This window comes from Methanomicrobia archaeon, assembly GCA_016930255.1.
GTDB lineage: Archaea > Halobacteriota > Syntropharchaeia > Alkanophagales > Methanospirareceae > JACGMN01.
Map to the genome: position 1 here is coordinate 14,698 of JAFGHB010000048.1, position 26,949 is coordinate 41,646.

Below are 26,949 nucleotides of genomic sequence, written 5' to 3' on the forward strand. Positions count from 1 at the left end.
TCTACGGCAACACCTCCACACCTAATTCCGCGAGAGCATCGGTAATTAACGGCAACGGCAGCTTCGTGAGCCATAGAATGCCAACCACAATGCAGAGTGCTGCAAGGATAAGCGTTGGAAGGAGCATGCTCAGCGGGATCTCGGCTTTCTTCGCGTCGCCCTCGCCGCTGTGTGACTCGCCCTCGCTCTTTATGAAATACATGCGCTCGATCACGCGCCAGAAATAAACGAGGTTAAGAAGACTGCTGAGCAGTAGCACGGCCACGAATACGTATGCGGACCACGAGAAGACTTCCGTAGCCTGCAGTGACGCGAGAATTAAGAACAGCTTCGTGGCAAAGCCCGCGCTCGGAGGCACGCCGATCATGGAAAGCGCCGCGATGGTAAAAGCAGCACTGGCATACGGCATCTTCCGTCCTAAGCCTTCAAAATCCCTGATGTCCCGCAGACCGTACTTATAAATAAACGCGCCCGCAGCCAGGAACAAGCACCCTTTCATTATCGCATGATTCGAGATGTGCGCCGTAGCACCGAGGAGTCCCCATGCGGAGATCGGCGAAAGCCCTATTCCCAGCACGATGTATCCCATCTGCGAAACGCTGGAATAGGCAAGCATCCGCTTCAAATTGTGCTGCACAATCGCGAGCATGGATCCCGCTATGATGCCTATCGCCGCTATCCAGCAGATGGTTATATCCACACCCACGTAGCTTCTGATGAAATCGAGCGTGAAGACGGAGTAGATAACCCGTATAAGCGCGTAGGCAGAGACTTTGGACATCGTCGCGGCAATGATCGCGCTCCCTGCGGAGGGGGCATAGGTGTACGCGTCCGGCTGCCAGATATGGAGCGGGAAAAGTGCTATCTTTATACTTAAGCCGACGGCGAAGAAGACAAACGCCGCTTGTACTAATCGGTTCCCGTATAGAGGCGGCAGCAATATCGCGAGGTCCGCTATATTCGGTGTGCCGGTTACCGCGTAGAGGAACCCGATGCCGAGCAGGAAGAAACAAGCGCCGACGGAACCAAGTACGAGGTACACAAAGCTTGCTTTCAGTGCTCTTCCGCCTGCAGCGGCGATTAACGCATACGCCGCCAATGAGGAGATCTCCAGGAATACGTACATATTGAAGATATCCCCGGTCACGATGATCCCGCACAGTCCGGTGATGAGGAGTTGATACACGATATAAAACGGGACGATTTTATCCGACGGCAGTTCCTGCTCGACGCTCCGCTTTGAATAGATAACGCAGACCAAGCCCAGAAATAGAATGACGATCAGTACGTACGCATTTAACGCGTCTATAACATATTCAATTCCCCACGGGGGCATCCATCCGCCCATTCGGTAATGGATCGTTCCGTTCGTCAAGACCTGATTGAGGATGGAAAGAGCCATGACGAGTTGCAGGAGAATAGTCGCGGTGGAAATGATCCAACTCGATTTCTTGTTTACCAAGCCAGCAACGAGGATGGTAAAGGCAGAAATCAATGAGATGACAATAACAAGTACGGGAAAATGCACGGTCACGAGCACTTTAATCACCCCTTATCATCCTTTTCCCCCTTTCTCCCTCCCTCTCTATCCCACTCGCATTAATCCAATCTTGAAAAGCGATACTAACACTTCAGCATACTCCGCATATGTGCAGAGACTCATATATAAATTTCGGTTTCGATTTTTGTCAAACTTTTGGAAGGAAGCCCACAGATTTTTTCTGACGTAGGTTGGTGGCAGGCTATGCATCTCAGATACGCGAAAAGGACATACGAGGGACTAAAAGAGCAATGCTTAAAAATGATAAAAGATCTTGATTATACGGGGAGGTGTGGGGTGAGTGAAGGAAAGATGGAAAAAAAAGTGCTGAGGGGATTGCTCATACTCCTTGTGTGTGTGGTCTTGGTGGTATCAGCAGTATCTGTATTTGTATTACATTCTGAGGATTTAATCGGCGTTCTGTACGGCGCGGCAGGCGTTGGGCTTTTCATGCTATTCGCGAAGGTGCTATCCTTGATACAAAAGGAAGGGAAACAGGATGACTGACCTTACCATACCTCCTTTTCTCATATTCTTTCTCGGCGCTGCAGTAATTCCGTTGCTTGGCAAGGGCCGCGTGAGGCAGATTTTTCTCGTCGCTTTAGCGCTTCTTGGCTTGGCGAGTGTGAGGCTGCTCGTACCGCAAACAGGTTGGGTAGTGTCAATTCTGCCGGGAATTGAGTTGACCTTTTTGCAGGTCGATAGGCTGAGCTTGATAATGGGGTATATCTTCGCACTGGCGGGTGGCGCTGCGATCATCTATGCGATAAGCACGGTGAAGGAGACAGGGCAGTACCAATCCGGGTTGTTATACATGGGCAGTGCATTGGGCGCGGTATTTGCCGGGGATTTCTTCACTTTGTACATCTTCTGGGAGATAATGGCGTTCTCCTCGCTTGGCCTGATCTGGTACGAGGGCTCGAGGCGGGCGCGGGATGCAGGGATGCGGTATATTTTGTTTCACCTGTTTGGCGGGGCTGCGCTTCTCGCGGGGATAATCATTCATTATGTGAATACGAATGACATTGCCTTGGGTCCTGTGGAGCCCGGCATGGGATACTTTTTGCTGCTCCTGGGTATAGGCGTAAACGCGGCATTCATACCGCTGCATACCTGGCTGCCCGATTCATATCCCAAAGCGACGATCGCAGGCACCATTTTCTTATCGATCTTCACGACGAAGACGGGCATATACGTGCTTGCGCGGACGTTCTCGGGCGTGGAGGCAGTAGCGTATATGGGCGGCGCGATGTGCCTCTACGGTGTTATCTTTGCGATATTGCAGAACGATGTGAGAAAGCTCCTCTCGTATCATATCGTGAGTCAGCTGGGCTATATGGTGGCCGGGGTGGGAATGGCAGCGGGAATAACGCACGAGATAGCGCTAAACGGAGCAATAGCACATCTGTTCAACAACCTGTTGTTCAAGACGACGTTGTTCATGTGCATGGGCGCGGTGATCCACGCGACGGGCAAGAACAACCTCACGGAACTCGGCGGACTGGCGAGGAAGATGCCGGTGACGATGATAACGTGTGTCATTGCGGCTCTTTCTATCTCCGGTGTGGTGGGCTTCAATGGCTATGTGAGCAAGGGGATGGTGATTCACGCGGCGGACGTGGGCGAAATGCCCCTGCTTGTAATCGCGTTGACCCTGGGTTCGGTAGGCACGCTGATCTCATTTTTAAAGCTCACGTATTTCGCATTTTTCAGCAGGAATGAGGAGATAGAAGCGAAGGAAGCGCCGTTACCGATGCTCGTGCCGATGTGCGTTACCGCTTTTCTTTGCGTTGCCATCGGCTGGTTTCCAAGTTTGCTTTATCGGTTATTGCCGTTCGAAGAGGCGGCGTTTCATTACCACGCGTATGAAGCGGGGCACACAATAGGCGTTTTGGAGTTGCTGCTGATGACCGTGTTTCTGTTCTTCATGCTCGGCTTCTTCGCGCCGCACGATAAGATCACGTATGACGTGGATTATCTTTATAGGAAGGCAGGTAGAGGCTTTTTATGGTTCTGCGAGAAGCCGCTTATGGGCTTTGCCGTTGCCGTGGAGCATGGGGTATTGAGGATTGCGGATGCCTTCATCACGTTCGGTAAGAACCCCCTGAGAGCGATACGAGTGGCGATGGCCACGATAGGCGTAGCGCTGATGAAGCCTGTTGTTTTCCTGTTTGAGCTGGTAATAGAGCCGATCTACCGATATTATGAGCGCGATCTGGAGCGGGCGAAGAGTCAACCACTTGAAGAGCCAATGACAAGCGTCAGCATAGGAACGGCAGTACTGCTGGTACTGCTCTTTTTCACGTTATATTTGATCGTCATGCTTATACATGGGTGGCTTATAGCTTACAGTATGGTATGGCTGTAATCTTTCTCGGTAGTACTGTCAGCCAGCGAGCGTATGGACTAGATGGGGAAATAGATGATCACAAAAGAGCTGATAAGGGATGTAACGCTAACGATTTTGAAGCGGGCGGAGACGACGTTACCGGGGGCTGTCAAAGTTGCACTGAAGCGTGCATACGAGCGGGAGGAGGGTGAGATTGCACGAGCGCAGCTGGCGGCGATGCTGGAGAATGTCGCGTTAGCGGAGGAGCTGCAGCGACCGATATGTCAGGATACCGGCCTTCCGCTTTTCTTCGTGCGGCTTGGCGGTGACGGAGATTGCAACGTCAAACTCGGCGATATAGAGGCCGGCATACGCGCGGGCGTGGCGGAAGCGACGGAAGCGATCCCGCTGCGATCGAACGTCGTGGATCCGATATTGAGGACAGGAAGCAGCGGGAATATCGGCGATAAAATACCGTATATCACTTATACCGTTGCCCCTGAGGTGAATGGTATTGAAATAACGGTGTTCCCGAAAGGCGGCGGCTCGGAGAATATGGCTGCGTTTACGATGCTCACGCCGAAGCAGGACGCGGAAGCGGTGGAAGCGATACAGAATTTCATTCTTGAGATGGTGGTCAAAGCGGCGGGCAAGCCGTGTCCGCCGACGATCATCGGTGTGGGTGTCGGCGGCTCGGCAGATGTAGCGATGAAGCTCGCGAAGATGGCGTTGCTACGACCGGTGGGCGAGCGGCATAAAGAGGAGCGACTCGCAGCGGTGGAAGAGGCGATCCTGAAAGCGGTGAACAATACGGGCATCGGGCCGATGGGCCTGGGCGGTAAGACGACAGCTCTGGCGGTGCATATAGAAACGGCAAGCACGCACATTACCAGTTTGCCGGTCGCCGTGAATTTCCAGTGCTGGGCAGCGCGTCAAGCAACGGCAAAAATAGCTCCCGATGGCCGGGTAGAGTACCTGTGAAGAGCAGCGCAACCGATTCCCGAATTTTTCAATCGGCCGTCCGTAGTTCAGGGGGTGTCCTTCGTTTAACATGTTCATAAAAGGAGAACTCGGCGGTGAAGGGCATTCGGTTCTTTTTTTCCTCTTGTATTCGTAACCACTTATCAATACCTTTCACCTCAAAGATACTATCCCCTAACCTAACCGTTCTCCCCAGGAATGCGGGATTGCTCAGGATTTCTTTCAGCTTGAATTTTGCCCATGCTTTCTTTTCTGCCATTTTTAACTCCCTTCCGTGTAGTCGTCGCAGTGCGTACACTCAGCACACCGCTTACTCACTATATGCATATATCTCTACATATGCACTTAAAAGCCTTTCGGTTTCTTGTCGTTCGTGGCACTGTTTTGCGTGGTGTAATTTTCTTCGAAAATGGGCTACGGGACAAGCGAAGGTGAAGGAACATGAGGAGGAAAGTGAGCGATAGATACCGCGTGTTTCGCATCTCAGCTCAGGCATTTTACCTCAGAAGGGAGATAAAGCTTTAAGTGGTAAGATAAATTGTTCGACATAGCCACAAAAAAGCCTTTAAGCTGACTGTTACGCTCCTTTTTATAGCCCGTTGATGCTGCTGTTCGTGATGTTCGTGAGTATAGGGAATGGAAAATGCACCTGAAAGTGGAAGAAGCGGATAAAAGCGGTGTGGTTTCGCTGGAAGAGGCGATAGCACGGAGAGAAAAAGCACGAAGCTGACAAGAAAGCAGGTGTCGCAATTACTGTGGGCGGCGGGGAAGGCGCCTTCTGCGGGCGCTACGTACCCGCTCGACTTGTATGTCGTTATCGGGCAGGATTGCGTAGAGGATGTGGGTGCCGGCGTGTACCATAGCGCGAAGGGCTATTTGACGCTGGTCAGGGCGGGCGATATGCGAAGCGGCTTAGCGGTTGCGTGTTTGCGTCAGATGTTCATTACCGAGGCTCCGGTTTCGTTCGTGATTGCAGCCGAGTACGAACGGACGACCGGGGTATATGGCGAGCGTGGCGTGCGATACGTGCTGATGGAAGTGGGGCACGTGGCGCAGAATATCTGTTTACAGTGCGAGACGCTGGGTCTGGCGACCGTAACCATTGGCGCGTTTGATGACGGCAGGGTCGCACGCGTCGCGAATCTACCAGGAAAGCATAGACCGCTCTACGTGATGCCTGTGGGCGTGAGATGAGTGCAGAACGAATGGCGATGCTGAGCTAAGGCTAAAAAGACAACTTTCCATACGAGGGAGGAGTATCCCAGCAATGAACCCGATTACGCCGCTGATACGGTGGTACGTGAAGGTAGAAGGGACGCCGAGTGGTGCCGTGACTAGTGGGAAAATATCTCACATGCCGGCATATCCGCCATTACTCACGTTAACCTCCCTGAGTGATACTTGTGGCACCGTACTTACAAACGTTGCGATGTATGCGCATGAATTGTTGAGCTGGAGTTGAGGACAAGTAAGGCTTCTTATCAAAAGCTTTTTAGGAGTGCCATTAACGACCAGCGCTGGGCGATTCAAAAGCTGGAGGGGGAAAATAATGAGAGAAGTGTTATTTTGTTACGTTACGAAATCAATCGCTCAGAATTCTGATTTTTTTGCTCGATATTTCCAAATTGTATCATTGGGATTATGAAAACAGATAACACGATCCCCTCTTTATAGGGAATGGGTAAGACCTTCACTTTAAATCGTTCATCTAGTAGTCCCTCGTTTGCCTGGTCTTCAATAATAGTAATCTGATCACTTTTTAGATGATACAAAGGTTTGATTTCTCCGTTATCTTCTATTCCGTATAATATACAATATCGAGTTAATTTTCCATCTATAGTATATCGTTTAATTGTAGGTATCAAGACATCACTAACAAACTTACTAGGTTTTGTTCTAACAGCATCGGCGGATTTAAATTCCAAATACCCCTCAGTACTAAATATCCACCCTTCTGCAAATTCGTATTTTAACTCCGGTACAATTATACCTTCCTTGATAAAATCAAACAAGTGTCTAACATGTATATTCCTCGTATTCTTTTTCCAAAAATCGCAAAAACAATGTTGTAGAACAATTTTTTCTTTTTTACTTGCGACATCTTGAATAATATTTAGCAAAATATTACTAAAATCAACCAATTCTCGATTTATCTGTACTTTATTGTAAATATTCAAACATCCTATTGTTACTGGCTCTAATGATGTATCTTCCCCTGCATGCCAAATTTCTAATTGAACATTTTCAAAAATACTTTGATAAAGTCTATCTACAAACCCCTGTAAAGGCTTTATTCTGGGATAGGATTTTGTAAAAAAGCATATCGTGTATCTCAGATGCTCCTTATTAATAATAGGGCTTTTCCCCTCCGGTGTGATTTCATAGACCTTTTGGAGATTCTCTTCATATCTATATTTATTTTCACGAGGAAAATCGTCAGATAGCGTAGAGCTTGGATTTATCAGTTCTTCGAACTTTTTCCTATAACCTTTCAGATTTTCTTGCTCGGTAATATAGTAATCATAAAACTCCATGAAGCTCATCTCTCTCCTAAAAACTTCTGCGGTTATTACTTTTCCATCAGTTCGACCGATCCTTATGCTTCCGGTGGGTGAGAGCCTGTTTTCAGCCATTATTTCCTCTAATTGTTCTATCTCGACGGGTAATTGGATGGGATACGGAAATGCTTCTAGTTCTACAGTTAAAATAATACTGCCTAATGTGTCCCATGTAACATCTTCGGGATTAATGCCCCAAAACTCGGCATGACCTTTACTCCACGTTCTATTATGTTCAAAAGCAGAAAATGTAATCCTCCCATGTTCATTCTTTATAATTGCAGCTCTCAATACATTTTTAGGATGTAAAATTAACTTTACAGAATAAATTTTATCTTCTAACTCTGCTAATGAAGGGTCTTTTTTACAATGTACCAATAGCATCGTATCTTCTAATAAAAGTACACCAACAATATGTTTGTATTTCTCCCTAGATCTTGTGTATAAACTATATCTGAATGTGTTTAGTAAATCCTCGACAATATCTTCTCCTCTGTCTGGATATATTTTTCTAATTCTTTCAATCCATTTTTTGACGGAGGAATTCTTTGGACTAATTTCAGAAAATAACAATCTCTCTCCTGTGATTTTTGACTCAAGATTTCTTATTACTTCTCTAATAGTTGAACTATCATCTACCTCATAAAAATTCATTTTATCAGCTATTCCATCCTCAGCTCTTGAAGCCCATTTTTCCCAGAAATATAATTTAGCTTTTTTTGAGCTTGATGTTACCCTCTCAGAATCATTTACCCCCATATCCTTTCAACCACCTAATTATCTCTACAGTTCTAATAAATAAAATGAGATATAAAAATAAAACTTTCCCATGTAAGCAGCTATCTTTATGCCATGCCATTCTTTTCTTTGAAAGGGTTGTTCTTCGCCGTTAACCTCATACATCCGCTACTGCCCCCCGCCATTTCGTTTCGTATACCAGCGCAAACCGCTTTTCAGCCTCAAACGCCTCCTCGTTCGTTATCGTAACGTAAACCCGTTATCCAGCGCGAACGCCTCTTCTCGCGTCACCCTCCGTTCCAAGGCAATCCCTCCCTCCTTACTCTTACTTCCACATGAGCCGTCCATTTTGCTTTGCTTTACGTTGCACCGGGATTCCCTCATTTATATATCTCACCAGAGGCTATCTATCTGAAATAGATAGATGGCAATCGAGAAGAAGGCACTCATAGAGATAAGCACTATTCTACTTGCAATAAAGTTCTTCGCCTTTATCTTAGCCCCTGCAGCCTGGCTGGTCCTGCACAATCAATTCTGCGACATCGTTACGCTCTGGAACCGCTGGGACGCACCGCATTACGTGTACATCGCAGAGAATGGTTACACGGCAGTGGGCGAAGGGCGGTATTTCATCGTCTTTTTCCCGCTGTACCCGCTTTTGATACGGCTCGTCGCTTCTGTTCTGGGTAACTACGAGGTCGCTGCGCTCGTTATCTCGAACGTTGCCTCGCTCTTAGCCGGCCTCTACCTCTACAAACTCGCGCGAATCGATTATTCCGAGAGCACGGCACTGAAGAGCGTCTTTTATCTCGCCATCTTCCCCACCTCGTACTTCCTGATCGCGGGCTATACCGAAAGCCTCTTTCTGCTGCTGGCGATCGGCAGCTTCTATTATGCGCGGAAGGCGAGATGGTCCACGGCGGGCGTACTGGGCATGCTTGCCGCAGCTACGCGAATCACCGGCCTTGTTCTCCTCCCTTCTTTGCTCTACGAGTATTTTTCACAGCGCTCGAACCCCGGATCGAGGCGCGTAAGGGACCTCTTTTTCATCGCACTGGTGAGCCTCGGCTTTGTCTCGTATCTCATCGTGAATCATGTGGTATTCGGGGACGCCTTTGCGTTTCTCGCGGTACAGCACGAACACTGGTACAAGCATCTCGCTCCACCGTGGGAAGGCCTCTTAGGTGCGATAGGGAGTATTTTCTGGCGAGATTCTGCGGATAAAGTACTTATCGGGGTAGCGGAGGTCGTATTTGGCTTATTTGGCTTCTTTTGCATTGCTTATGCCGTCATTATCAAATTAAGACCGTCCTACACTGTTTATATGTTTCTTACGTGGCTTGCGGTAACTTCAACCAGTTACTGGCTGAGTACGCCCCGGTATCTGCTCTCCCTGTTTCCTGTTTTCATCATGTTTGCTCTCATTGCGGATAGGCGAGAAGAGTGGTTCTACGTACTGACCACGGCGTTTCTGCTCTTTTTTAGCTTCTTCCTCGTGCTCTTCACGCAGGGCTACTGGGCGTTTTGACCCCGTAAACCTGCCATTTCTCCCCTGCTATCTCCTTTTCGTACATCAGCTCGAATCGTGTTTCGTCCTCAAACGCCTCCCCGATGATCGTAAACCCGTTCTCATCAGCGAACGCTCGCTCGTAGGGCCCGATACAGACGTAATCCACGCCGTAGTTCTGCATGACGGTAAAATCACCTTGATACATCGCTTTCATATCCTGTTTTCGCGTGATCATGTCCGACCACGGAATCCCGTGCGACCACAGCCAGCCTTCATAGCCCATCACTCGTGGCCGTCCCGTTAACGATGGTATCGGATGGTTGTGTGCAGTTCCGGTAAGGAAGACGGCATCGGAAGCGGTGTTCTCACGTATCCAGTCGGCCATTGCGATCTCGTCACCAGACCAGACCACGTAGGTGTTCTGTATCATGTTCGCGTGCGTCACGACGCCGAATACCGTGGAACCGATGAGCAACGCAGCGAGCGCTATGGTCACGATCGATTTACCCTTTTTTGATGAGTCGCGTAACCAGCAGAGCGCCAGCGGCGCTATCACGGCCGTAAGCGCGAGCCAATGCAGGAAGAGCTTGTAATTGTCAAAGTACCAGGGCTGGAACTTCACGAGGTTCGCAAGCACGAAGAGGAGGAGGAAGGGGAGGTAAAAGATGCGTGTTTCGCGGTTCGCCTTGGCTAAGCCTAACGCCATGAGGACGAGGAGCGCGCCGGCATTGAGCGCCCAGAACGTCTCAACAAGCATGGCTGATTTTACAGTGGACAGTACCGCAGGGAAGAAGGAAGACCAGTCAAAACCCATAATCATGTCCCTGCTCGTATCCGCCCAGCCGGGGAAGAAGACGAAGAACCCCTCCGATACGCCGGTTCGTATAAGCAGGACTTGCGGTAACGAAAGGAGTAGCAGCGGTAGAAACAAAAAGATGAGGATTCGCCAATCGCGTTTTGTTAGAAGATAAAACGTAGCGAGGCAGAACGCGACAAAACCAGTCGCCATAAACGAATGCGCGTGAATGTACGGCAGCAAGCCGATGAGCGCACCGGCAAGGAGCAGCTCCTTGTGCTGCGCTCGCGAAGAAGATGTCCCCTCGGGGTGATCGGCGCATAACGCGCGGAAGAGCAGCAGATACACGACAAACGAGACCGCCATACCAATGAGCGCGGTTCGTTGGGGCATGATTACCGCGTACATCGGGTTCAGGAAGTGAATGCCTATGGATTGGAGCCCTGCGGGGAAGCCAGCGAGTATGAAGATAACCGTCGCGGAGATGCCTGCCCATTTCAGGCCGGTTAGGCGGCATGCGAGGCAATAAAGCAGGCCGAATAGGGAGAGCTGGAATAAGACGTTCGGAATGAGGATCGCACTTCTCAGGGTCAAGCCCGCGTGCATCAAAACCGCGGAATAGAAGTCCATGATGAAGGAATAGTGCGTCTTTACGCCGAGGAACTGCGGATTATCAATCGGGAACGCGAACGAGTCATGATAACTAAAGGAAGTGATGAGCGAGGTATGCCAGGGATAATCGGCCCAGACCGTGTGAAACGCGTAGAGGCTGCCTGCGTCATCCGGTCGGAAAACGCCGTAGAGGTTCATGAACAATACGTACAGCAGAAGACCGATAAGAAACGATAAAGAGGTTCGGTCTTCGTGCCAGAGTGCGCTTAATGTACGCATCAAATCGCTAAAAGCCCATTTACCTGACCTGTTCGTCCATACGAGAAGTACAATCGCGACGAAAGCGCAGAGACCGATGCAGAGGAGGATACTACTGGCGTTCAGCGACTTCATGAGAACGGCGATGAGGAACGCGATCCATAGCGAGAGCGCGTGGCCAACGACGAACGAGCACAACGCCCGTTCTAAGCTTTCAAAAGGGTAATCGAGCAGGTAAGAGACGGAAAGACCGAGTAAAAAGCTCACCGCGATGAATAGTAGCCAAAGGAACATGTATCTCCATTATCGTCGCGGGGTTTTAAAGATTTTCGCGGCGTGCCAACGCGGCGCGGGGGGAGGAATTAGAAAGATTTAAAATATACCGTAGCGCATTAAGATAACATACTTCAGTTAATCATACCCTAAAAATGAGAGCATTCAAAGATGACTTAGCGCGCGAAGGGAAGTTAATCGAGATCGAACGCGACGTATCGTCAGAATACGAGGCGGCTGCGCTCTGCGCGGAGTTTGAGCAAAAAGGTCGGCCTATATTCTTCCATGCTGTTGACGGTACGCATAAGGTCATCATGAACGTGCTGGGCGGCAGGGAAACGCTGGCGGATGCGTTAGGTATCTCTTCCAATCAGCTCGTGCAGTTTCTGGCGGCTCTCTCGGAAAGCGGCGATTCTGAAGGCAGCACCGTGAAGATCGTCGAGGATTCACCGACGAAAGAAGTGGTGAAAACACCCGATCTGACCGAATTACCGATCTTAACCTATTTCAAAGGCGACGGCGGCGCGTACATCACCGGCGGGATAGTGGTTGCGGAATTGGACGGCGTAACCAATGCGTCATTTCACCGGATGCTCGTCCTGGATAAGAATCGGGTAGCCGCACGGCTTGTGCCTTCCCGGCACCTGTTCAAGATGCATCGTGAAGCGCTCGAGCGAGGCGAATACTTGAAAGTCGGGATCGCTATCGGCGTGAATCCGTTGATTCTGTTAGCCGCGTCGACACGGGTACCACCGGGGCAGGAGTTTGAATACGCATCCTTACTGAAAAAGACACCGGTAGAGCTCTTCAGATTGGATAACGGCATCGCAATCCCGCACGCTGAAATCGCCTTCGAAGGCTTTATTAGTGAAGATACAGCGAAGGAAGGCTCGTTCGTGGATATCACCGAGACGTACGACGAGGTACGCAACGAGCCGGTCATTACGCTTACCAGGATGTATCACCGCAAGGATCCGATTTATCACGCGATCCTGCCGTCAGGACGAGAGCACCGGCTGCTTATGGGCGTGCCGTATGAGCCGCTGATCTTCAAGGCAGTCGAGCGTGTGGCACGGGTGACGAACGTTTTTCTGACCGATGGCGGCTGCTGCTATTTGCACGCCGTCGTACAAATAAAGAAAGAGAAAGAAGGCGAGCCGAAAAATGCGATTATCGCCGCGTTTGCTGCGCATCCCAGCCTCAAACGCGTGATTGTTGTTGATGATGATATTAATATCTTCGATCCGACCGACGTGGAGTATGCGTTAGCGACGCGAGTACGCTGGAACGAAGATCTGGTGCTTATCCCTGATGTAAAGGGCTCAACACTCGATCCCTCCTCTCAAGACGGGCTGACAACGAAGGTCGGGATCGATGCGACGAAGCCGCTGGTCGAAGCGGAGAAGTACGAGCGCATCGTAAAGAACGCGCTTGATTCTGTTTGAACGCATACCAGACACAAAACGAAACGCATAATCGCGATTTTGGTCTATTAATTCTGTTAAAACGTGATTTGTGATAATGTTTCCATTGTCAAAGAAGTTCGCTGAGGCAAATTTGGAGAGAGTGCCCTAAGGGCACGAAGTCTTTTACACTGTGTTAGTCGCTGTTGCTTGCGAATCCCTTATCAATTCCTATTCGGAAAGTGAATGAATTGCTGTTTTTAGTTCGATAACTTCCAATGGACACTCAGACCAATTATGTTCCCAACACACAATTACATCACAACCATTGGGATCGTGTCCGTGGTTTCGGAAATCACTGCTACGATATTCGAATTCAATCCTTACACGTTCCCACTCATCACGCTTACGATTCACCCTCCGTTTCGCTTCACAATCTGGATAGCTGGTTCTGACCGCTTCAACAACAAAGCCAAGCTCAAAACAGACCATCCCAAAGAGAAAAACCACTCCTTGTTCATTGACAGGAGCATGTTGTAAACCACGAAAGTTCAGGAAAGACCCATAGGTCGTTAGTCCAAGGGAATCCCACGATGCAGGTTTTGCCTTTCTTTTCTCTGCGGGAATGCTTTCCTCTGCTTTATGAAAATTAGTCGCACTTGGTAGGTGGTTTAAGAATGGAAAGCCTTCCCCTGACTCTTTTAACCAAGCCTTGAATGCCAAAAGGGTGTCGTTCCATTTTCCGAAGCGCTTCCTGTAAACATCGGCGCTATATTTACAAAGCTTATCGAACTTCATCCGTGTACATACACCGCCGAATTTCACGAATACGTCTTTCATCTCCCGGAATAATTCAGCGTCATCAATTCGGCTAACGTGAGTCGGAGTTAACCCCGCAGCTTCTACAGCCTCGTTCCAGCTATCAAAGTATTTATATATCTGCCACTCGGAAATACCAGATTTGGACTTGAACTCCGATTTTGAGACAGTGTCAGATCCAATTTCTCTGGCGATTCTTTTGATTTCCTTTACGATAGTTTCTCTGTCCATATTAAATCCCTTTTTCCTACTTGCAAGCAATTGCGGCTAACATGTTACATCCGAACCTGGTTCGTATATCCCTCCAATCCGGCGATATATTAGAATGCAGTTCGCATATACTTTCCTGTAGCGGAACAAACCTTCTTGCCTCGCTCATTTTTTATTTACTTCACAACCTGAATTTTGTACTAATGTTGAGCGTTCTGGAATTGGCCGGCTACTGTAGTATCATCACTTCACGATCTTGGTGATATCGATCTCGATGATGTCCTCGGCACCCATGCTCTTCAGCTTCGGGATGAGCACGTTCACCTCATGTTTGCTCACGACCGTCTCCACCGCGTAATACCGGCGGTGATTGTTCTCGGAATCGTACAGTTGCGATATTGTAGGTCGTTTCATCGCCGGAAGCACCTCTATAACCTGCTTTAAGAGGTCTTCAGCAACGTTCATGCTCAGCAGGGCCTTACCGCGCGCTTCTAGCACGCCCGAGAGCAGCGTCCGTATCTCTTCCATCTCCCGCCGCTTCGCCGCGTCTCGCCATGCATCCTTGTTCGCAATCAACTTCGTCGATGATTCCAGTATGGTAGCGATTATCCGCCAGTTGTTTTTCCGCAGGGTCTCGCCCGTCTCCGTCAGCTCGACGATGCCGTCCATCATGTCCTTCGCCTCCGTCGCGCCGTACGAGAAGAACACCTGCACGGGAATGCCCAGCTTCTCGAAGAATGCCTTGGTGAGGTTGGGATATTCCGTGCTGATTTTACTCTGCGGCTTCATGTCCTTCGCCTCCTGGATCTCCGTTCGGTCAGCCTGCACCGCCAGGACGATATTCACCGTGCTCTCCCGCTCCGCCGCTTTGCTGTACTGCATATCTGCTATCTCCACGACGTCCGAGCCCCGCTCCTCTATCCAATCCTTACCGGTGATGCCCATGTCAAAATAACCTTTCTCAACGTATTCCGGTATCTCCTGCGGCCGGAGTATCTTCACCTTCCCTATTCGCGGATCCGAGATCGTCGGGTTGTACTCCCGGCTCGTTACCTTTACTTCGAGGTCCGCCTGCTTGAACAACAGCAGCGTCTGCGCTTCTAAACTGCCCTTCGGAATCGCTATGCTTATCATCTTCCTTACTTTACTATCCCCTTTTCTCTCTTTACCTTTAATTTACGTATTGAAGAAAGGAACCGCGAGACGCTTACCTGATGAATATCGTAACTGAAGAATGAACGAGAAGACGAAACAATTCGTGGCGCGTAGATTCAAAGCCTATTACAGAAGTGCAAAGATAGCCCCGCCTGAGGAGTTCTGGATGCGTGAGTGGGGCTTTGTGCTCTTTGACCCGAGCTATCCCGCGAAACTCGTGATGCGCAGGCATACCTCGTTCGCCACGAAGGACGACCTGGCGAATTACCTGCGTGAAAACGCCCCGGCCCATGCGTACCACTCCGCTGCGGTCTACCAATATCCCACCGAAACGATGGCGAAAAAGGGCTGGCTCGGCGCTGACTTGATCTTCGACCTCGATGCGGATCATATCGTTGACGAAGCAGAGCTCCCACGATATTCCTATGAGGATCTGCTGGCGCTCGTAAAAGAGGAGACGCTGAAGCTGATCGACTTCTTAACCAGCGATTTCGGATTCGCCGACGACGATATAAAACTGGCATTCTCCGGCTCGCGGGGCTATCATGTCCATATTCATACCGGCGGTGTCCGCGGACTCGGAAGCAGGGAACGACGTGAGATCGTCGATTATGTCTCAGCGACGGGGCTCGACATGAACAGTTTCTTAACCAATAAGACTGCTGATGTTGATGACCAAACAGTTAAGTTAATTCTAGGTAAGTATGTTGAGGTGGAAAATGAAGTTCCAATCTTTAAGAAAGAAAAATTCAGGAAAAAAAGCGGCGATTTACAATTGATCGCCAGCAAGGGATGGGGAAAAAGACTTCAAAGCGGACTGGCGAATTTCATTGCTGAACTGAGTGGGCTTAGTGAGGAGGCGAAAAAAAAGAAACTGAACGAAATAGGGATATCAAAAGAATCAACAAAAAAGATGGTAAACATGACAAAAGAGGGAGGGATGGCAAAGAGATTGGAAAGAATGCAAGAAGGAAAACTCGGTTTTTGGCCTACGCAAGCATGGGATAAAATAATAGCGGAGGAGAGTGTTAAAAGCGCTGATCATGTGGATGAACCGGTCACGGCGGACATAAAACGGCTTATTCGGCTGCCCGGTTCATTACACGGCAAATCCAGCTTGAGGGTGAAGCCGTTAACGGTCGAGAGCTTTAAGGCGTTCAACCCGTTGGTCGATGCAGTGGTCTTTGGCGATAAGCCCATTGAAATACGAGCCACGCGTAACTCGTCGATAAAACTGAAAGGCGAACAATATAAAGTGGCGGAAGGCGAAATCGCGCAGTTACCGGAGCACGTTGCGCTTTATTTCCTCTGTCGTGGCGCCGCGGAACTCACGTGAAAAAGAAGCGAAAGTGACTTTTCTTAGTAAAACGTCTTTCTTTAGAGAGTAAGTGCGATGGATATAGAGACGCTTGGCGCGGTCTTACGCAAGGAGAAAGACACGGGATCACTGCAAGAACTACCGGGAGATTTCTGCGAGGATGTGAGCACCTACCTCAAAAGCCTGGAGGAGGAGAGAAAGGAAGCGGATGAACGGCGAAGCGGGCGGAGCGAGTATTTGGAAGACGAGATACGGAGTGCAACGGGAAAAGTGGAGGACATAGTCAGAAGGCGGATAGGGAAGATCGTGAAGCTCGCCAGCTCGGGCATGAAAACGCTACCGAAGGGCATGTTAGAGGAGGAAGAGCGGATTTTCGAGGGTGTCAAGCGTTACGTGGACGAAGGCAAGGAGCGGATATTCGCACTGATGATGGGCGAGTGCGAGCAAGAAGGCGAACGAGAAGGTGTGCGGGAAGAAGGAGAAGTCAAAGAAAAGGGAGAGGAAGGAGAAAAATCTTCGTGGCATATCCTCAAATCGACTGAGCCATCGCCTGCCAAAGACCGTGATGAAGATCTCCATATCGTTCGGATCTTAGAGGACATACCAACCTTCATGGGCACGGACGGAAGAATTTATAAAGTGAAAAGAGAAGATGTTATTATGTTACCGAAGACCAACGCTGAGATCTTGTGTAAGCGAGGGGTTGCAGAGCGATTCGAAGGAACAGAGGCGAATAAAGGGGGTGTACACGAAATAGAAAAATGAAGATGCCAAAGCACATGCGGATCTACTGCCCATTCTGTGGTAAGCATACCGTACATGACGTGGAAAAGGTAAAGAAGGGAAGAGCGTCTTCCTTAAATTGGATCGTACGACAGAAGAAACGGCGATCAAACATAGGTAATATGGGTAAATTCTCGAAAGTTCCCGGTGGCGATAAGCCGACCAAGAAGGTCTTCCTCCGTTACCGGTGCACGGAATGCAAGAAATCACATCAACGGAAAGGCTTCCGTGTTGCTAAACTTGAATTGATGGAGTAAAAAATGGAGAAGAAAACGGATAGCAAATTCTTACGGGTCAAGTGTAACGATTGTGAAAATGTGCAGGTCGTGTTTGACCATGCCTCGACGCGTGTGAAGTGCAATGTCTGCGGAAGCACGTTAGTTGAGCCACGAGGCGGAAAGGCGGAGATAAAAGGCGATATAATCGAGGTTCTTCAATAGATGGCACGTGACGAATGGCCGGAGCGGGGTGAATTAGTCGTTTGCACCGTAAGAGAGCTTGAGAATTTCGGTGCGTTTGTTTCCCTCGAAGAATATGGCGATAAAGAGGGCCTTATCCACATAGCGCAAGTCTCTTCCGGCTGGGTGAAGCATCTCCGCGATCACGTGCGCGAGGGGCAGAAAATCGTCTGTAAAGTGCTCCATGTGGATGAACGGAGAGGGCACATCGATTTATCCTTAAAAGCGGTAAAAGACAGCCAGAAGCGGCAGAGGATAAAAGAATGGAAGAACGAGAAGAAGGCGAAGAAGTGGCTCGCCCTCGCGCTCGCTGCGCCTACTTCTCAACTTAGCCTGAGCAAAGAGGAGCTTGAAGCGGTTGAAATAGTCTTGCTGGACGCGTACGGCAGTCTGTATGATGCATTTGAAGATTTCGTACGGGTGGGCAAGGGAGCCGTGCTCGAACTTGGGATAACGGCGGACTACGCAGATGCCATATACGAGGTTGCTTGTGCCAATGTCAACCTCCCCTCGGTGCAGATAAACGGGTATGTCGAGCTCAAGTGTCCCCTGTCCGATGGCGTGGAGCGCATAAAGGCAGCGTTGACGAAGGCCGAAGAGGAGTTCAAAACGAAACTCGCACGTGAAAGCAAAGCTGAAGATGAAACGACGAGCGACATCACGGTGGAATGCTTCTATATCGGTGCGCCGAGGTATAAGATCCGTGTCAAAGCTCCGAATTACAAAGAGGCAGAAGGCGTCTTGAGCGACGCGGCAAATACTGCTATTGAGGCGATAAAGGGAAACGAATGCTCCGGGAAGTTCTACCGCAATCTGCCACAGTAAGTAAGGGTAAACGATAAAGCCACCACTACGCGAATATTTTTACCATCATAAGCGTTTGTTTTTGGAAGGTTTTAAATAAATGAAGTCGAAGATAAGGAGATGTGAGGTGTGTGGAGAATATACCTTTATGGAGGTCTGTGAGAAGTGTGGAACGGTGACGACGAATCCGAAACCGCCGCGGTTCTCCCCTAAAGATCCTTACGGGAAATATAGAAGGATGATGAAATATGGACGAGATAGAGATACATGAGTTTAAAGAGGTGAAATTGCACAAGCCTGTGATGATAGAGGGGCTTCCAGGCGTAGGAAACGTGGGTAAATTGGTGGCTGAGCATCTCATACATGAACTGAATGCGGAGAAGATACTGGAACTCTTCTCATGGCATTTTCCCCCTCAGGTATTGGTTAATAACGATGGCACGGTTCGTTTGAGTAAAAATGAACTTTATGCCTGCAAATCGAATGAGCAGGACTTATTGATTCTTACCGGTGACCAGCAGAGCGTGACGAACGAGGGGCATTATCTGATCGCCGAGACGCTTCTCGACATCGCGGAGCAGTATAAAGTCTCCCGCATTTACACACTTGGCGGCTATGGTATCGGTCAGCTTGTGGAAAAGCCCACGGTACTCGGCGCTGCGAATGAAGCTGAACTTGTAGATGAGATGAAGAAATACGGCGTGGAATTCAGGGATGAAGAGCCGGGAGGGAGCATAGTAGGAGCTTCAGGGCTTTTATTAGGCCTTGGACAACTGAGGAATATTCCTGCGGTGTGTTTGCTGGGTCTCACCTCGGGTTATTTGGTAGATCCAAAGAGCGCCCAGGCAGTCCTCTCAATATTGTGCCGTGCTTTGAATCTCAAACTGGACATGCAAGCCTTGCAAGATCGTGCGGAAGAGATGGAGAAGGTCGTCGAGCGCCTGAAAGAGATGGAGCAAGCGCAGGTGCCCCGAATGAGAGAGGAAGAGTTAGGCTATATTAGATAGCCAGCCAAGTGCTGCGTGCACATAACGTGCGTGCGTACCTACGTGCGGTCCGTGAAGTAAAATAAAAAGATAGAGCACCTGCCTGCCCTGAGCTAAGCTAAATAACTACCTATCGACGCGTGCAGTACAATCTCTACGTATGATTCGCTCCCGATTTGAGTGTTATCAGGCGGACTCGGAGGTGAGCACTTTCAGCGATGCCGGCATCTTGACGACGTCGCCTATCTTTATCCCCACAACGTATTCCAAATCCTTCTCCTTCGCGATGTCTACGATTCGCTGCGTGATTACGCCATCGAACACCACGCTATTCGCGTTCTCGCTCGTCTCCTTTAATTCCTTCGCGAGGTCACGCACTGTGGTCTCCTTCAGTACCCTCTTCTCCTTGTCCAACAATCGGGCCTTAAAGGTGCCTTCGAGTTCTTCGAGCTGAGATTTAAAGGGATTCGGCGTCTTTTCCTGCTCCTCTTTTGCCGTTTTGGTCTTCTTCCGCTGTATTATCCGCTTCGCCTCGGTTTCCTGCTCCTTCTTATCCGCAGCGTATTCCTGTTGCTCTACGGGAGTCTTGTTATGCAGTGCTTTCATGATCTCCTTGTACGTCATGTCCTCAACGCTTCTCCCCTCTGGTGTCGCCGCGATATAATCTACCTCAGCGACTTGTAACAGCTCCTTGAGGATAAGGTCTCCGCCGCGATCGCCGTCTACGAAAGCCGTAACGGTCTTCCGCTTGCTCAGTTTATTGAGCACCGGCGAGATGTTCGTGCCTTCCACCGCGATGGTGTTTTTAATCCCATATTTGAGCAGATTCAGCACGTCCGCTCTGCCTTCCACTACCAATATGGCATCCGAGCTCTCTACATTTGGCCCCGCGGGCAATCCCTTGTAATACGTAATCTCTTCCATTCTCACCGCCTGCTTCACTTCGTTCACCATCATCTCACTCTCTATGCCTTCCTCGATCGCTTCGTGCATGAGCTGCTTTGCCCGATCGGTTATCTTCTTCCTCTTGGTCGCTCGTATGTCCTCGATCTTCTCAACCTTCACCTTCGCAATGCACGGGCCCACTCGATCGATGGTCTCCAGGGAAGCCGCCAGTATCGCGGTCTCCACCTTATCTAAACCGGAGGGTATGAGTATCTCCCCACTCGATTTCCCGCTTTTCGACTCCACGTTCACCTCTATTCTACCTATTCGACTGCTCTTCTGCAAGTCTCGCAGGTCTAATTCTTCGCCCAATAATCCTTCCGTTTGACCAAATATTGCGCCCACCACATCGGATTTCTCAACGAAACCCTCTGCTGTGATGTTAGCATGAATAACGTATTTTGTTGTATCTACATCATGCATTTTAGTTTCCTCCTCTGAAGTTTCATCTCCTTTATTTTTTGACTTTGCCATCGCCATATCTATCCTGGCACCAAGATTATCCCAGTTATATATATGTTGTGGTTGATAAAAATAAAGCTTAGAATTTATGCACCAGCAGGAAAACAGAGGGAAAGGGCTCGGGCGCTGGATTTACCCGGAATGCTGCAATCAAACAATTTAAAGGAGCTTAAAAACGCAAATCCGAGTTAAAAATGAGCGTGCAGTTACAAAAGTCCGATTGAGAGTGCAAAAGACAAAAGGGATGGGCTCGATGCGATTCGAACGCATGACCTCCGCCTCGTGAAGGCGGTGTCATAACCAACTAGACCACGAGCCCTTTTACTCCAGTCTTATAAAGGATACATCATGATTTGATTTAAATAATTTTCCTTTTGAGGGTTATGGATATGATTAGAGACAAGGGCTGCGCGGAAGCGTGAAGATACGGCTATGGTAGGCAGGTAGAGGTATCCTTAATCTTTGGCGGTTGATTGATTGAAAGGGAATGGAGGATAAGAACTAAATGAAGCTGGAAGAAATAAACGGCGGAATTTGTGCTGTGAAGGGCGTAAGGGCGTATGGCGTAAGAGAGGGGAGCAAGGGTTTAGCGCTCATAGAGGGTGAAGGAAGCGCCACGGGCACGTTCACGACGATCAAGACGCAAGCAGCACCAGTGAGATTTACGAAAAAGCAGCTCGAGTTGTCAGGGCGGGTAAGTGCAATAATCGCCAATAGCGGCTGCGCAAATAGCTTTACCGGCGAGCAGGGGATGCGGAATGCGGATACAATGGCCGCGCTCGCTGCTTCATACTTGGGTGTGGCTAAAGACACGATTGCGGTTTCTTCTACCGGCCCCATTGGCATGCAGTTGGATATGGACTTGATAGAACGGCAGCTCGAAGAAGTTGCAGAGGGGCTGACATCCGAAGTCGAGGGCAGCACAGCCGCAGCGAAGGCCATCATGACCACGGATACCTTCCATAAAGAGTCTGCGGTCCGCATCGCTACCGGGGATACGGAACCGGTGGCAATAGGCGGAATCGCAAAAGGTTCAGGGATGATCTCGCCGCATATGACTACCGCGACCATGCTTTCGTTCATTTATACCGATGCTGATTTGGAGGGCGATGTGCTGAGCAGGAGTCTGCAAGAAGCCGTGGACAATTCGTTTAATATGACCGTGGTGGATGGCGACATGAGCACGAACGATATGGTTCTGCTGGTCGCGACGGGAAAAAGCGGCGGTAAGATAAGCGAGGAGGATTTCAAAGCGGGGTTGACGTTCGTCTGCCAGGAGCTTGCGAAGCAGATCGCGCGTGATGGCGAAGGGGCAACGAAGTTCATCGAAGTGCGGGTAAGAGGAGCGCCGTCCGACGCGGATGCACGAGCGGCAGCGCGTGCGATAGTCCGGTCACCGTTGATCAAAAGCGCGGTTTTTGGTGAACGTGCTGATCTTACGTGCGGTCGTATAATAGCGGCCGTCGGAAGCGCCGTTACCACCGAGGATATTGACCTGGATGGGATCTCAATAAGCCTGAAAGGTGCTAAGGGGATTTTAGCAGTGGATAACGGCGAATTTATAGATCTTTCCGGGGTGGAGCGTGACATACTGAAGGCGAAGGAGATCTTCGTCGACGTTGATCTGGGAACCGGCGGAGAGGCGGAAGCGACGGCGTGGGGGTGCGATTTAACCTGCGATTACGTCAAGCTAAACGCAGCCTATCATTAAACTTAACTTCCAGCTTAAAACTCATTCTTTCACCCCCTTCTTCTCATCACAACCTCTCGTATTTTTCTTTTCACTCCTTCTTCGCCATGATGGATAGCATCTTCGTTAAACCATAGCACTTCCCATCCTCTATCCTCAAGTGATTTTTCTTTAGCTTTGTCTTTTTCCTTGGGATGCCAGTAATCAGCGCCAGGCTCAACCGCAACTTTTTCATTTACAAAAGCAAAATCTATCCAATATTCCGAAACGCCGTATTGTTTTTCATAATCAACATGCTCTTTAAAACCAAGTTCAATCAAATACTCCTCGGTTTTATTTTCTAGGTCAGTATCCTTCCATCTGGGTCGCACTAATTCTCTAACCTGCACACATTCCGGTGAACCAAAATATTGACGTTCAAAGAGGTACCTTCTTCCATCTTCGAATTCTACAATGGTTCCTACATCAAATCCAAAGCTATTGAGTGTTGCGATATCGAGGTTGCATTTTCCAATTTTAGCACGGATAAACGCGTCTTCTATGGAACCAAGGATGATGGGAGATCTAGTATTGCCTTTTATTTCTATAGGGAATCTTGATTGTTTCTCCTGTTCTCTGTCCATTTGTGCACCGCTATTTATAGCCTCTTGCTCGTTTAATAATTGAAATAGATAGACATTTTTATCAGAACCTCCAGCAACTATGTATTTTCCATCAGGGCTTATTGCAGTAACCACCCTACCGGGTGGGCCCCTATTTTGAGGGAGAACTGGAATATCAAAACGATAGTGCCACATAAGCAAACCATCCTTTAATAAACTGAGCTTATATTCCCCATAATCTCGCGTAGTTGCTGCGGCAATGTAATTTCCATCCGATGTTATTGCGACTTCTGTGAATTTCCAGCTTACGTTCGATGTGATTCTTCCTGTTTTATACCTCCATAAAAGTTCTCCTTCTTTATTTAATAGATAAATAGCTGTCTTATCCCCAGCGGCAATGTAATTTCCATCCGGTGTTATTGCAACATCTTCTATTCCTCTATCAAAACCAGTTTTATATGTCCGCAAGAGGTTTCCTTTGCCATTTAATAAGTAGACTTTTCCATTATCGCCACTAGCAGCTATACTGGCTCCGTCATGAGTTATTGAGACCGAACCTGAAAAAAGGTCAAACGATCCACATATCTCATACGTCCATAGAACCTCCCCTTCCTTGTTGAAGAGATAAATGCCGTGCTTTTCAAAGCCGTTATTGTCTCTGGCAACTATATAATTCCCATCTGGTGTTAACGCGATTGAACCGAAAATGGCCCAGCCATGCTCCCTGTCATCATCCCACAGATGCTTTCCCTCTCTATTTAATAGATGAGGTCTCGAACCCTGGGTTCCCGCGGCTATGTAATTACCATCCGGTGTTACTGCGACTGAGTTAACCGATGCATCGCCTGTTCCATATCCCCACACTAGATCACCTCTGTCTCCTTCATTCTTTAGTAGATACACGGTGCCATTCGTACTACAGCCGACAGCTATATAACACCCATCTGCGGTTATCGAGACAGATGTAACCGGATCAATCGGATATTTCCACGAAAGCTTGTATTTACGCATGCGTCTCACCCCCTATCTCATATACTATTCTCCACTATTAATCACATACTTTTCTAAACACCTCAATTTGGCTATTGGCTATGTAGAGTTGAAATTTGGAAGCTGGGACTTACAAAGGATTTATTGTAGAAGCACGGACGTTGTTCTCTGCCGCTTCGGTTATTTCCTCGTATAAGCTCTTGCCGTGGGCGTCCATACTGACCACAAGCGGTCCGAAATCCTCGACACGGAGATGCCAAACCGCCTCGGCCAGACCAAGATCTTCCCAATATACCGCTTCCACCGCTTTGATGTGCGCAGCGGCTAAAACGGCCGCGCCACCGGTCATTGCGAAATACACGCAGTCATATCGCTGTAGTGCGGTTCTCGTTCCACTGCTCATTCCACCTTTTCCTACGATGCCACGAATCTGCAGCTTCTCTATTATCTCAGGCGTTGTCGCGTCCATGCGCGAACTGGTGGTGGGGCCTGCGGCTAGTATCTCCCAGTCTCCAGCGCTCGTCCTCTGCACGAGCGGTCCGCAGTGGTACAGCACCGCGCCTTTTGGAATCGGCAGTTCCGCCTCCGTATCGGTGCCGGAGTTTTCTAAGATGCGCTGATGCGCTTTATCGCGTGCGGTATACACGTCACCGCTGAGGTAAACGATGTCGCCCGCTCGCAACTCCTTTATTTCTTCTTCCCGCACTGGTGTGACTAATTTCTTCTTCAACACGTTCTGCACTTCTTAAAAAGACTTTACCGCGAAAAAGCTTTATATGATTTTAAAATTCTAAGATTATCCTATTTATTCTATTGGCGAGCGTTTTATGGACGATAAGAACGAACCGACGGGGAAAGAGCATTTAGCGGCAGCAAATAAGCCTGAGCAACTTGCTATAGAGTATCATACGCGCTATCAAGGGAAGATAGAAATCGGGCTGAAGGCTCCGGTTACGAGCTACGATGATTTTGCGATCTGGTACACGCCGGGCGTGGCAGAGCCGAGTAGGGCGATCCAAAAAACGCGAGAGCTCGTCTACGAGTACACGAACAAGGGCAATTTCGTGGCGATTGTTACCGACGGCACACGGGTGCTGGGTTTGGGTGACGTAGGGCCTGAGGCGGCGCTTCCCGTGATGGAAGGGAAGGCGATGCTCTTTAAATACCTGGGCGGCGTTGATTCGTTTCCCCTCTGTCTGGCGACGACGGATGTGGAGGAGATAATAACGGTGGTGAAAGCGATCGCGCCCTCATTTGGTGGCATCAATTTGGAGGACATAGAGAGCCCGAAGTGCTACGAGCTGCTCGATCGGTTACGAGAAGAGCTAACGATGCCGGTCTGGCACGATGACCAGCAGGGCACCGCATTGGTGATTCTTGCGGGCTTGATAAACGCCCTGAAGGTAGTGGGTAAGGATTTACGCGAGGTGACGGTATCGCTGATCGGTGCCGGCGCGGCGAATATGAACGTTGCGAAATACATGCACGTTGCGGGTGTGCGCTGGGAAAATATAATCATGGCGGACAGACGAGGCATCTTGAACGCGGCGCGGACGGATGTGAAGGGCAATGAATCGAAGTGGGAAATGTGCACAACGACGAACCGGGAAGGTAGAAGCGGGGGCATAGCAGAGGCAATGCGTGATACCGACGTCTGCATCGCGCTTTCAACGCCGGGCCCGGGTGTGATAAAGCAGGAATGGGTGGCGCGCATGGCTGACGATGCGATCGTATTCGCAGCGGCCAATCCCGTGCCGGAGATCTGGCCCTGGGAAGCCGAGGCGGGAGGCGCTCGAATAGTAGCCACGGGGCGATCCGATTTCAAGAATCAAATTAACAACTCTTTAGGGTTCCCTGCGATGTTCCGAGGTACTCTGGACGTTCGAGCCACGAGTATAACGGACGAGATGTGTATCGCTGCGGCGTATGCGATCGCGCACTACGCGGAAGAGCAGGGGCTAAGCGAGGATGCGATAATCCCGAGCATGGAGGAAGAGGAGATGTACGTGCGCGAAGCAGTTGCAGTCGGTATGAAGGCGATCGAGCAGGGCGTGGCCGAGCGGAGGCTGAGCGCGGAGGAATTAGAAGTGGCAGTCCGAACTAAAATAATCAAAAAGTGACCAAAACTTTTTAAGCCGAGATGCACTATAGATAATTGTAGCACCGGCGTCGACTTCGATGACGGGGATACCCAAAAGATGAGAAGTTGACTTCCGCTACGCTACAGAGAAGAGCTGAATGGAGACACGAACCGAAGGATTTTCGTGTCCGACATAAAACTTAAACCTAATCATCTGACGAACCAGCAAATCTGATTGGTTCATACGTCAGGTGTGTGTGTTGGCCCTGCCATATTAACACTGGTTGATCCTGCCAGAGGCTACTGCTATCAGAGTTCGATTAAGCCATGTTAGTCGAGGGTGCTTCTTCTTCTTCGGAAGGAGCGGTAACCCGGCAGACGGCTCAGTAACACGTGGATAACTTATCCTTTGGTCCGGGATAACCCCTGGGAAACTGGGGACAATACCGGATAGAGCATTGATCGCTGGAATGCATGATGCTCGAAAGCTCCGGCGCCAAAGGCTAGGTCTGCGGCCGATTAGGTTGTTGTTGATGTAATGGATCAACAAGCCTCCGATCGGTATGGGTTGTGAGAGCAATAGCCCAGAGATGGGTTCTGAGAAAAGAACCCAGGTCCTACGGGACGCATCAGGCGCGAAAACTTTACA

24 protein-coding genes, 1 tRNA gene, 1 rRNA gene and 1 pseudogene are annotated in these 26,949 nt (G+C 49.4%); 17 read left to right on the forward strand and 10 right to left on the reverse strand.

Translation table 11 applies throughout. From position 1 onward, the window contains the following. Window position 1 precedes the first annotated feature (1 nt). On the reverse strand, window positions 2-1,540 hold the full coding sequence (locus JW878_07185; GenBank protein ID MBN1762840.1) for a monovalent cation/H+ antiporter subunit D family protein: 1,539 nt from the start codon (window positions 1,538-1,540) through the stop codon (window positions 2-4). Window positions 1,541-1,852: 312 nt separating this feature from the next. On the opposite strand from JW878_07185, the gene JW878_07190 reads away from it, so the two are divergent. The 3 genes from JW878_07190 to JW878_07200 are packed head-to-tail and all read left to right on the forward strand — an operon-like array spanning window position 1,853 to window position 4,850. Continuing rightward, the gene (locus tag JW878_07190; protein MBN1762841.1) at window positions 1,853-2,047 is read left to right on the forward strand and encodes a hypothetical protein; all 195 of its coding nucleotides are present in this window, start codon (window positions 1,853-1,855) and stop codon (window positions 2,045-2,047) included. Continuing rightward, a complete protein-coding gene (locus tag JW878_07195) occupies window positions 2,040-3,908 on the forward strand; it encodes a Na(+)/H(+) antiporter subunit D (protein ID MBN1762842.1) in 1,869 nt (622 codons plus the stop codon). Before JW878_07190 ends, JW878_07195 begins: the two co-directional genes overlap by 8 nt. A gap of 54 nt (window positions 3,909-3,962) precedes the next feature. Then, on the forward strand, window positions 3,963-4,850 hold the full coding sequence (locus JW878_07200; protein ID MBN1762843.1) for a fumarate hydratase: 888 nt from the start codon (window positions 3,963-3,965) through the stop codon (window positions 4,848-4,850). Window positions 4,851-4,878: 28 nt separating this feature from the next. Here JW878_07200 and JW878_07205 read toward each other — a convergent pair whose 3' ends face one another. Further along, window positions 4,879-5,109 carry a hypothetical protein gene (locus JW878_07205; protein MBN1762844.1) on the reverse strand — a complete coding sequence of 77 codons (231 nt, stop codon included), beginning with the start codon at window positions 5,107-5,109 and terminating at the stop codon, window positions 4,879-4,881. A 384-nt stretch (window positions 5,110-5,493) separates the two neighbouring features. Here JW878_07205 and JW878_07210 point away from each other — a divergent pair. Beyond that, window positions 5,494-6,044 (forward strand): annotated as a pseudogene (locus JW878_07210) (SagB/ThcOx family dehydrogenase). Window positions 6,045-6,117: 73 nt separating this feature from the next. Then, complete coding sequence (locus JW878_07215; protein ID MBN1762845.1) at window positions 6,118-6,312, forward strand: hypothetical protein; 195 nt, start codon at window positions 6,118-6,120, stop codon at window positions 6,310-6,312. Window positions 6,313-6,424: 112 nt separating this feature from the next. On the opposite strand, the gene JW878_07220 is transcribed toward JW878_07215, so the two are convergent. Next, the gene (locus JW878_07220) at window positions 6,425-8,167 is read right to left on the reverse strand and encodes a hypothetical protein (protein ID MBN1762846.1); all 1,743 of its coding nucleotides are present in this window, start codon (window positions 8,165-8,167) and stop codon (window positions 6,425-6,427) included. A 403-nt stretch (window positions 8,168-8,570) separates the two neighbouring features. On the opposite strand from JW878_07220, the gene JW878_07225 reads away from it, so the two are divergent. Then, complete coding sequence (locus JW878_07225) at window positions 8,571-9,674, forward strand: glycosyltransferase family 39 protein (GenBank protein ID MBN1762847.1); 1,104 nt, start codon at window positions 8,571-8,573, stop codon at window positions 9,672-9,674. On the opposite strand, the gene JW878_07230 is transcribed toward JW878_07225, so the two are convergent. Further along, window positions 9,649-11,616, reverse strand: a complete 1,968-nt coding sequence (locus JW878_07230; protein ID MBN1762848.1) for a hypothetical protein — start codon at window positions 11,614-11,616, stop codon at window positions 9,649-9,651. The two genes, JW878_07225 and JW878_07230, sit on opposite strands and share 26 nt — an antisense overlap. Window positions 11,617-11,750: 134 nt before the next feature. On the opposite strand from JW878_07230, the gene JW878_07235 reads away from it, so the two are divergent. Then, window positions 11,751-13,040: a UbiD family decarboxylase gene (locus JW878_07235; GenBank protein ID MBN1762849.1), complete on the forward strand. Its 1,290-nt coding sequence runs from the start codon at window positions 11,751-11,753 to the stop codon at window positions 13,038-13,040. Between the two features lie 189 nt (window positions 13,041-13,229). On the opposite strand, the gene JW878_07240 is transcribed toward JW878_07235, so the two are convergent. Continuing rightward, window positions 13,230-14,048: a hypothetical protein gene (locus JW878_07240; GenBank protein MBN1762850.1), complete on the reverse strand. Its 819-nt coding sequence runs from the start codon at window positions 14,046-14,048 to the stop codon at window positions 13,230-13,232. Between the two features lie 222 nt (window positions 14,049-14,270). Continuing rightward, entirely contained in the window at window positions 14,271-15,161 is an 891-nt protein-coding gene (locus JW878_07245) for an ATP phosphoribosyltransferase (protein MBN1762851.1), read from the reverse strand. A 100-nt stretch (window positions 15,162-15,261) separates the two neighbouring features. Between JW878_07245 and priS the strand changes: the two genes are divergently transcribed. The 7 genes from priS (at window position 15,262) to JW878_07280 (ending at window position 19,552) form a co-directional block, all read left to right on the forward strand. After that, window positions 15,262-16,518 (forward strand): DNA primase catalytic subunit PriS, encoded by a 1,257-nt coding sequence (gene priS / locus JW878_07250; protein MBN1762852.1) that lies wholly within the window; start codon window positions 15,262-15,264, stop codon window positions 16,516-16,518. A 57-nt stretch (window positions 16,519-16,575) separates the two neighbouring features. Further along, window positions 16,576-17,265 carry a hypothetical protein gene (locus JW878_07255; GenBank protein MBN1762853.1) on the forward strand — a complete coding sequence of 230 codons (690 nt, stop codon included), beginning with the start codon at window positions 16,576-16,578 and terminating at the stop codon, window positions 17,263-17,265. Next, the gene (locus JW878_07260; GenBank protein MBN1762854.1) at window positions 17,262-17,540 is read left to right on the forward strand and encodes a 50S ribosomal protein L44e; all 279 of its coding nucleotides are present in this window, start codon (window positions 17,262-17,264) and stop codon (window positions 17,538-17,540) included. The genes JW878_07255 and JW878_07260 overlap by 4 nt, the downstream gene beginning before the upstream one ends. Window positions 17,541-17,543: 3 nt before the next feature. Further along, a complete protein-coding gene (locus tag JW878_07265) occupies window positions 17,544-17,723 on the forward strand; it encodes a 30S ribosomal protein S27e (protein ID MBN1762855.1) in 180 nt (59 codons plus the stop codon). Further along, complete coding sequence (locus JW878_07270) at window positions 17,724-18,566, forward strand: translation initiation factor IF-2 subunit alpha (GenBank protein MBN1762856.1); 843 nt, start codon at window positions 17,724-17,726, stop codon at window positions 18,564-18,566. It begins immediately after the preceding gene. 79 nt (window positions 18,567-18,645) lie between these two features. After that, window positions 18,646-18,816 carry an RNA-protein complex protein Nop10 gene (locus JW878_07275; protein MBN1762857.1) on the forward strand — a complete coding sequence of 57 codons (171 nt, stop codon included), beginning with the start codon at window positions 18,646-18,648 and terminating at the stop codon, window positions 18,814-18,816. Further along, window positions 18,794-19,552: a proteasome assembly chaperone family protein gene (locus JW878_07280; protein MBN1762858.1), complete on the forward strand. Its 759-nt coding sequence runs from the start codon at window positions 18,794-18,796 to the stop codon at window positions 19,550-19,552. The genes JW878_07275 and JW878_07280 overlap by 23 nt, the downstream gene beginning before the upstream one ends. Before the next feature lie 165 nt (window positions 19,553-19,717). Here the strand turns inward: JW878_07280 and JW878_07285 are convergent, their stop codons facing one another. Both JW878_07285 and JW878_07290 read right to left on the reverse strand, forming a co-directional pair. Then, window positions 19,718-20,899 carry a DNA primase gene (locus tag JW878_07285; GenBank protein ID MBN1762859.1) on the reverse strand — a complete coding sequence of 394 codons (1,182 nt, stop codon included), beginning with the start codon at window positions 20,897-20,899 and terminating at the stop codon, window positions 19,718-19,720. 284 nt (window positions 20,900-21,183) lie between these two features. Continuing rightward, a tRNA-Val gene (locus JW878_07290) sits at window positions 21,184-21,257 on the reverse strand. A 192-nt stretch (window positions 21,258-21,449) separates the two neighbouring features. On the opposite strand from JW878_07290, the gene argJ reads away from it, so the two are divergent. Next, window positions 21,450-22,649 carry a bifunctional ornithine acetyltransferase/N-acetylglutamate synthase gene (argJ, locus tag JW878_07295; protein ID MBN1762860.1) on the forward strand — a complete coding sequence of 400 codons (1,200 nt, stop codon included), beginning with the start codon at window positions 21,450-21,452 and terminating at the stop codon, window positions 22,647-22,649. A gap of 29 nt (window positions 22,650-22,678) precedes the next feature. On the opposite strand, the gene JW878_07300 is transcribed toward argJ, so the two are convergent. Then, window positions 22,679-24,241, reverse strand: coding sequence for a DUF559 domain-containing protein (locus JW878_07300; GenBank protein ID MBN1762861.1), 1,563 nt, complete (start codon window positions 24,239-24,241; stop codon window positions 22,679-22,681). 109 nt (window positions 24,242-24,350) lie between these two features. After that, window positions 24,351-24,950 (reverse strand): fumarate hydratase C-terminal domain-containing protein, encoded by a 600-nt coding sequence (locus tag JW878_07305; GenBank protein ID MBN1762862.1) that lies wholly within the window; start codon window positions 24,948-24,950, stop codon window positions 24,351-24,353. Window positions 24,951-25,047: 97 nt separating this feature from the next. Here JW878_07305 and JW878_07310 point away from each other — a divergent pair, with 97 nt between their 5' ends. Then, on the forward strand, window positions 25,048-26,340 hold the full coding sequence (locus JW878_07310) for an NADP-dependent malic enzyme (protein MBN1762863.1): 1,293 nt from the start codon (window positions 25,048-25,050) through the stop codon (window positions 26,338-26,340). A gap of 237 nt (window positions 26,341-26,577) precedes the next feature. After that, window positions 26,578-26,949 (forward strand): 16S ribosomal RNA (locus tag JW878_07315); the annotation flags it as partial.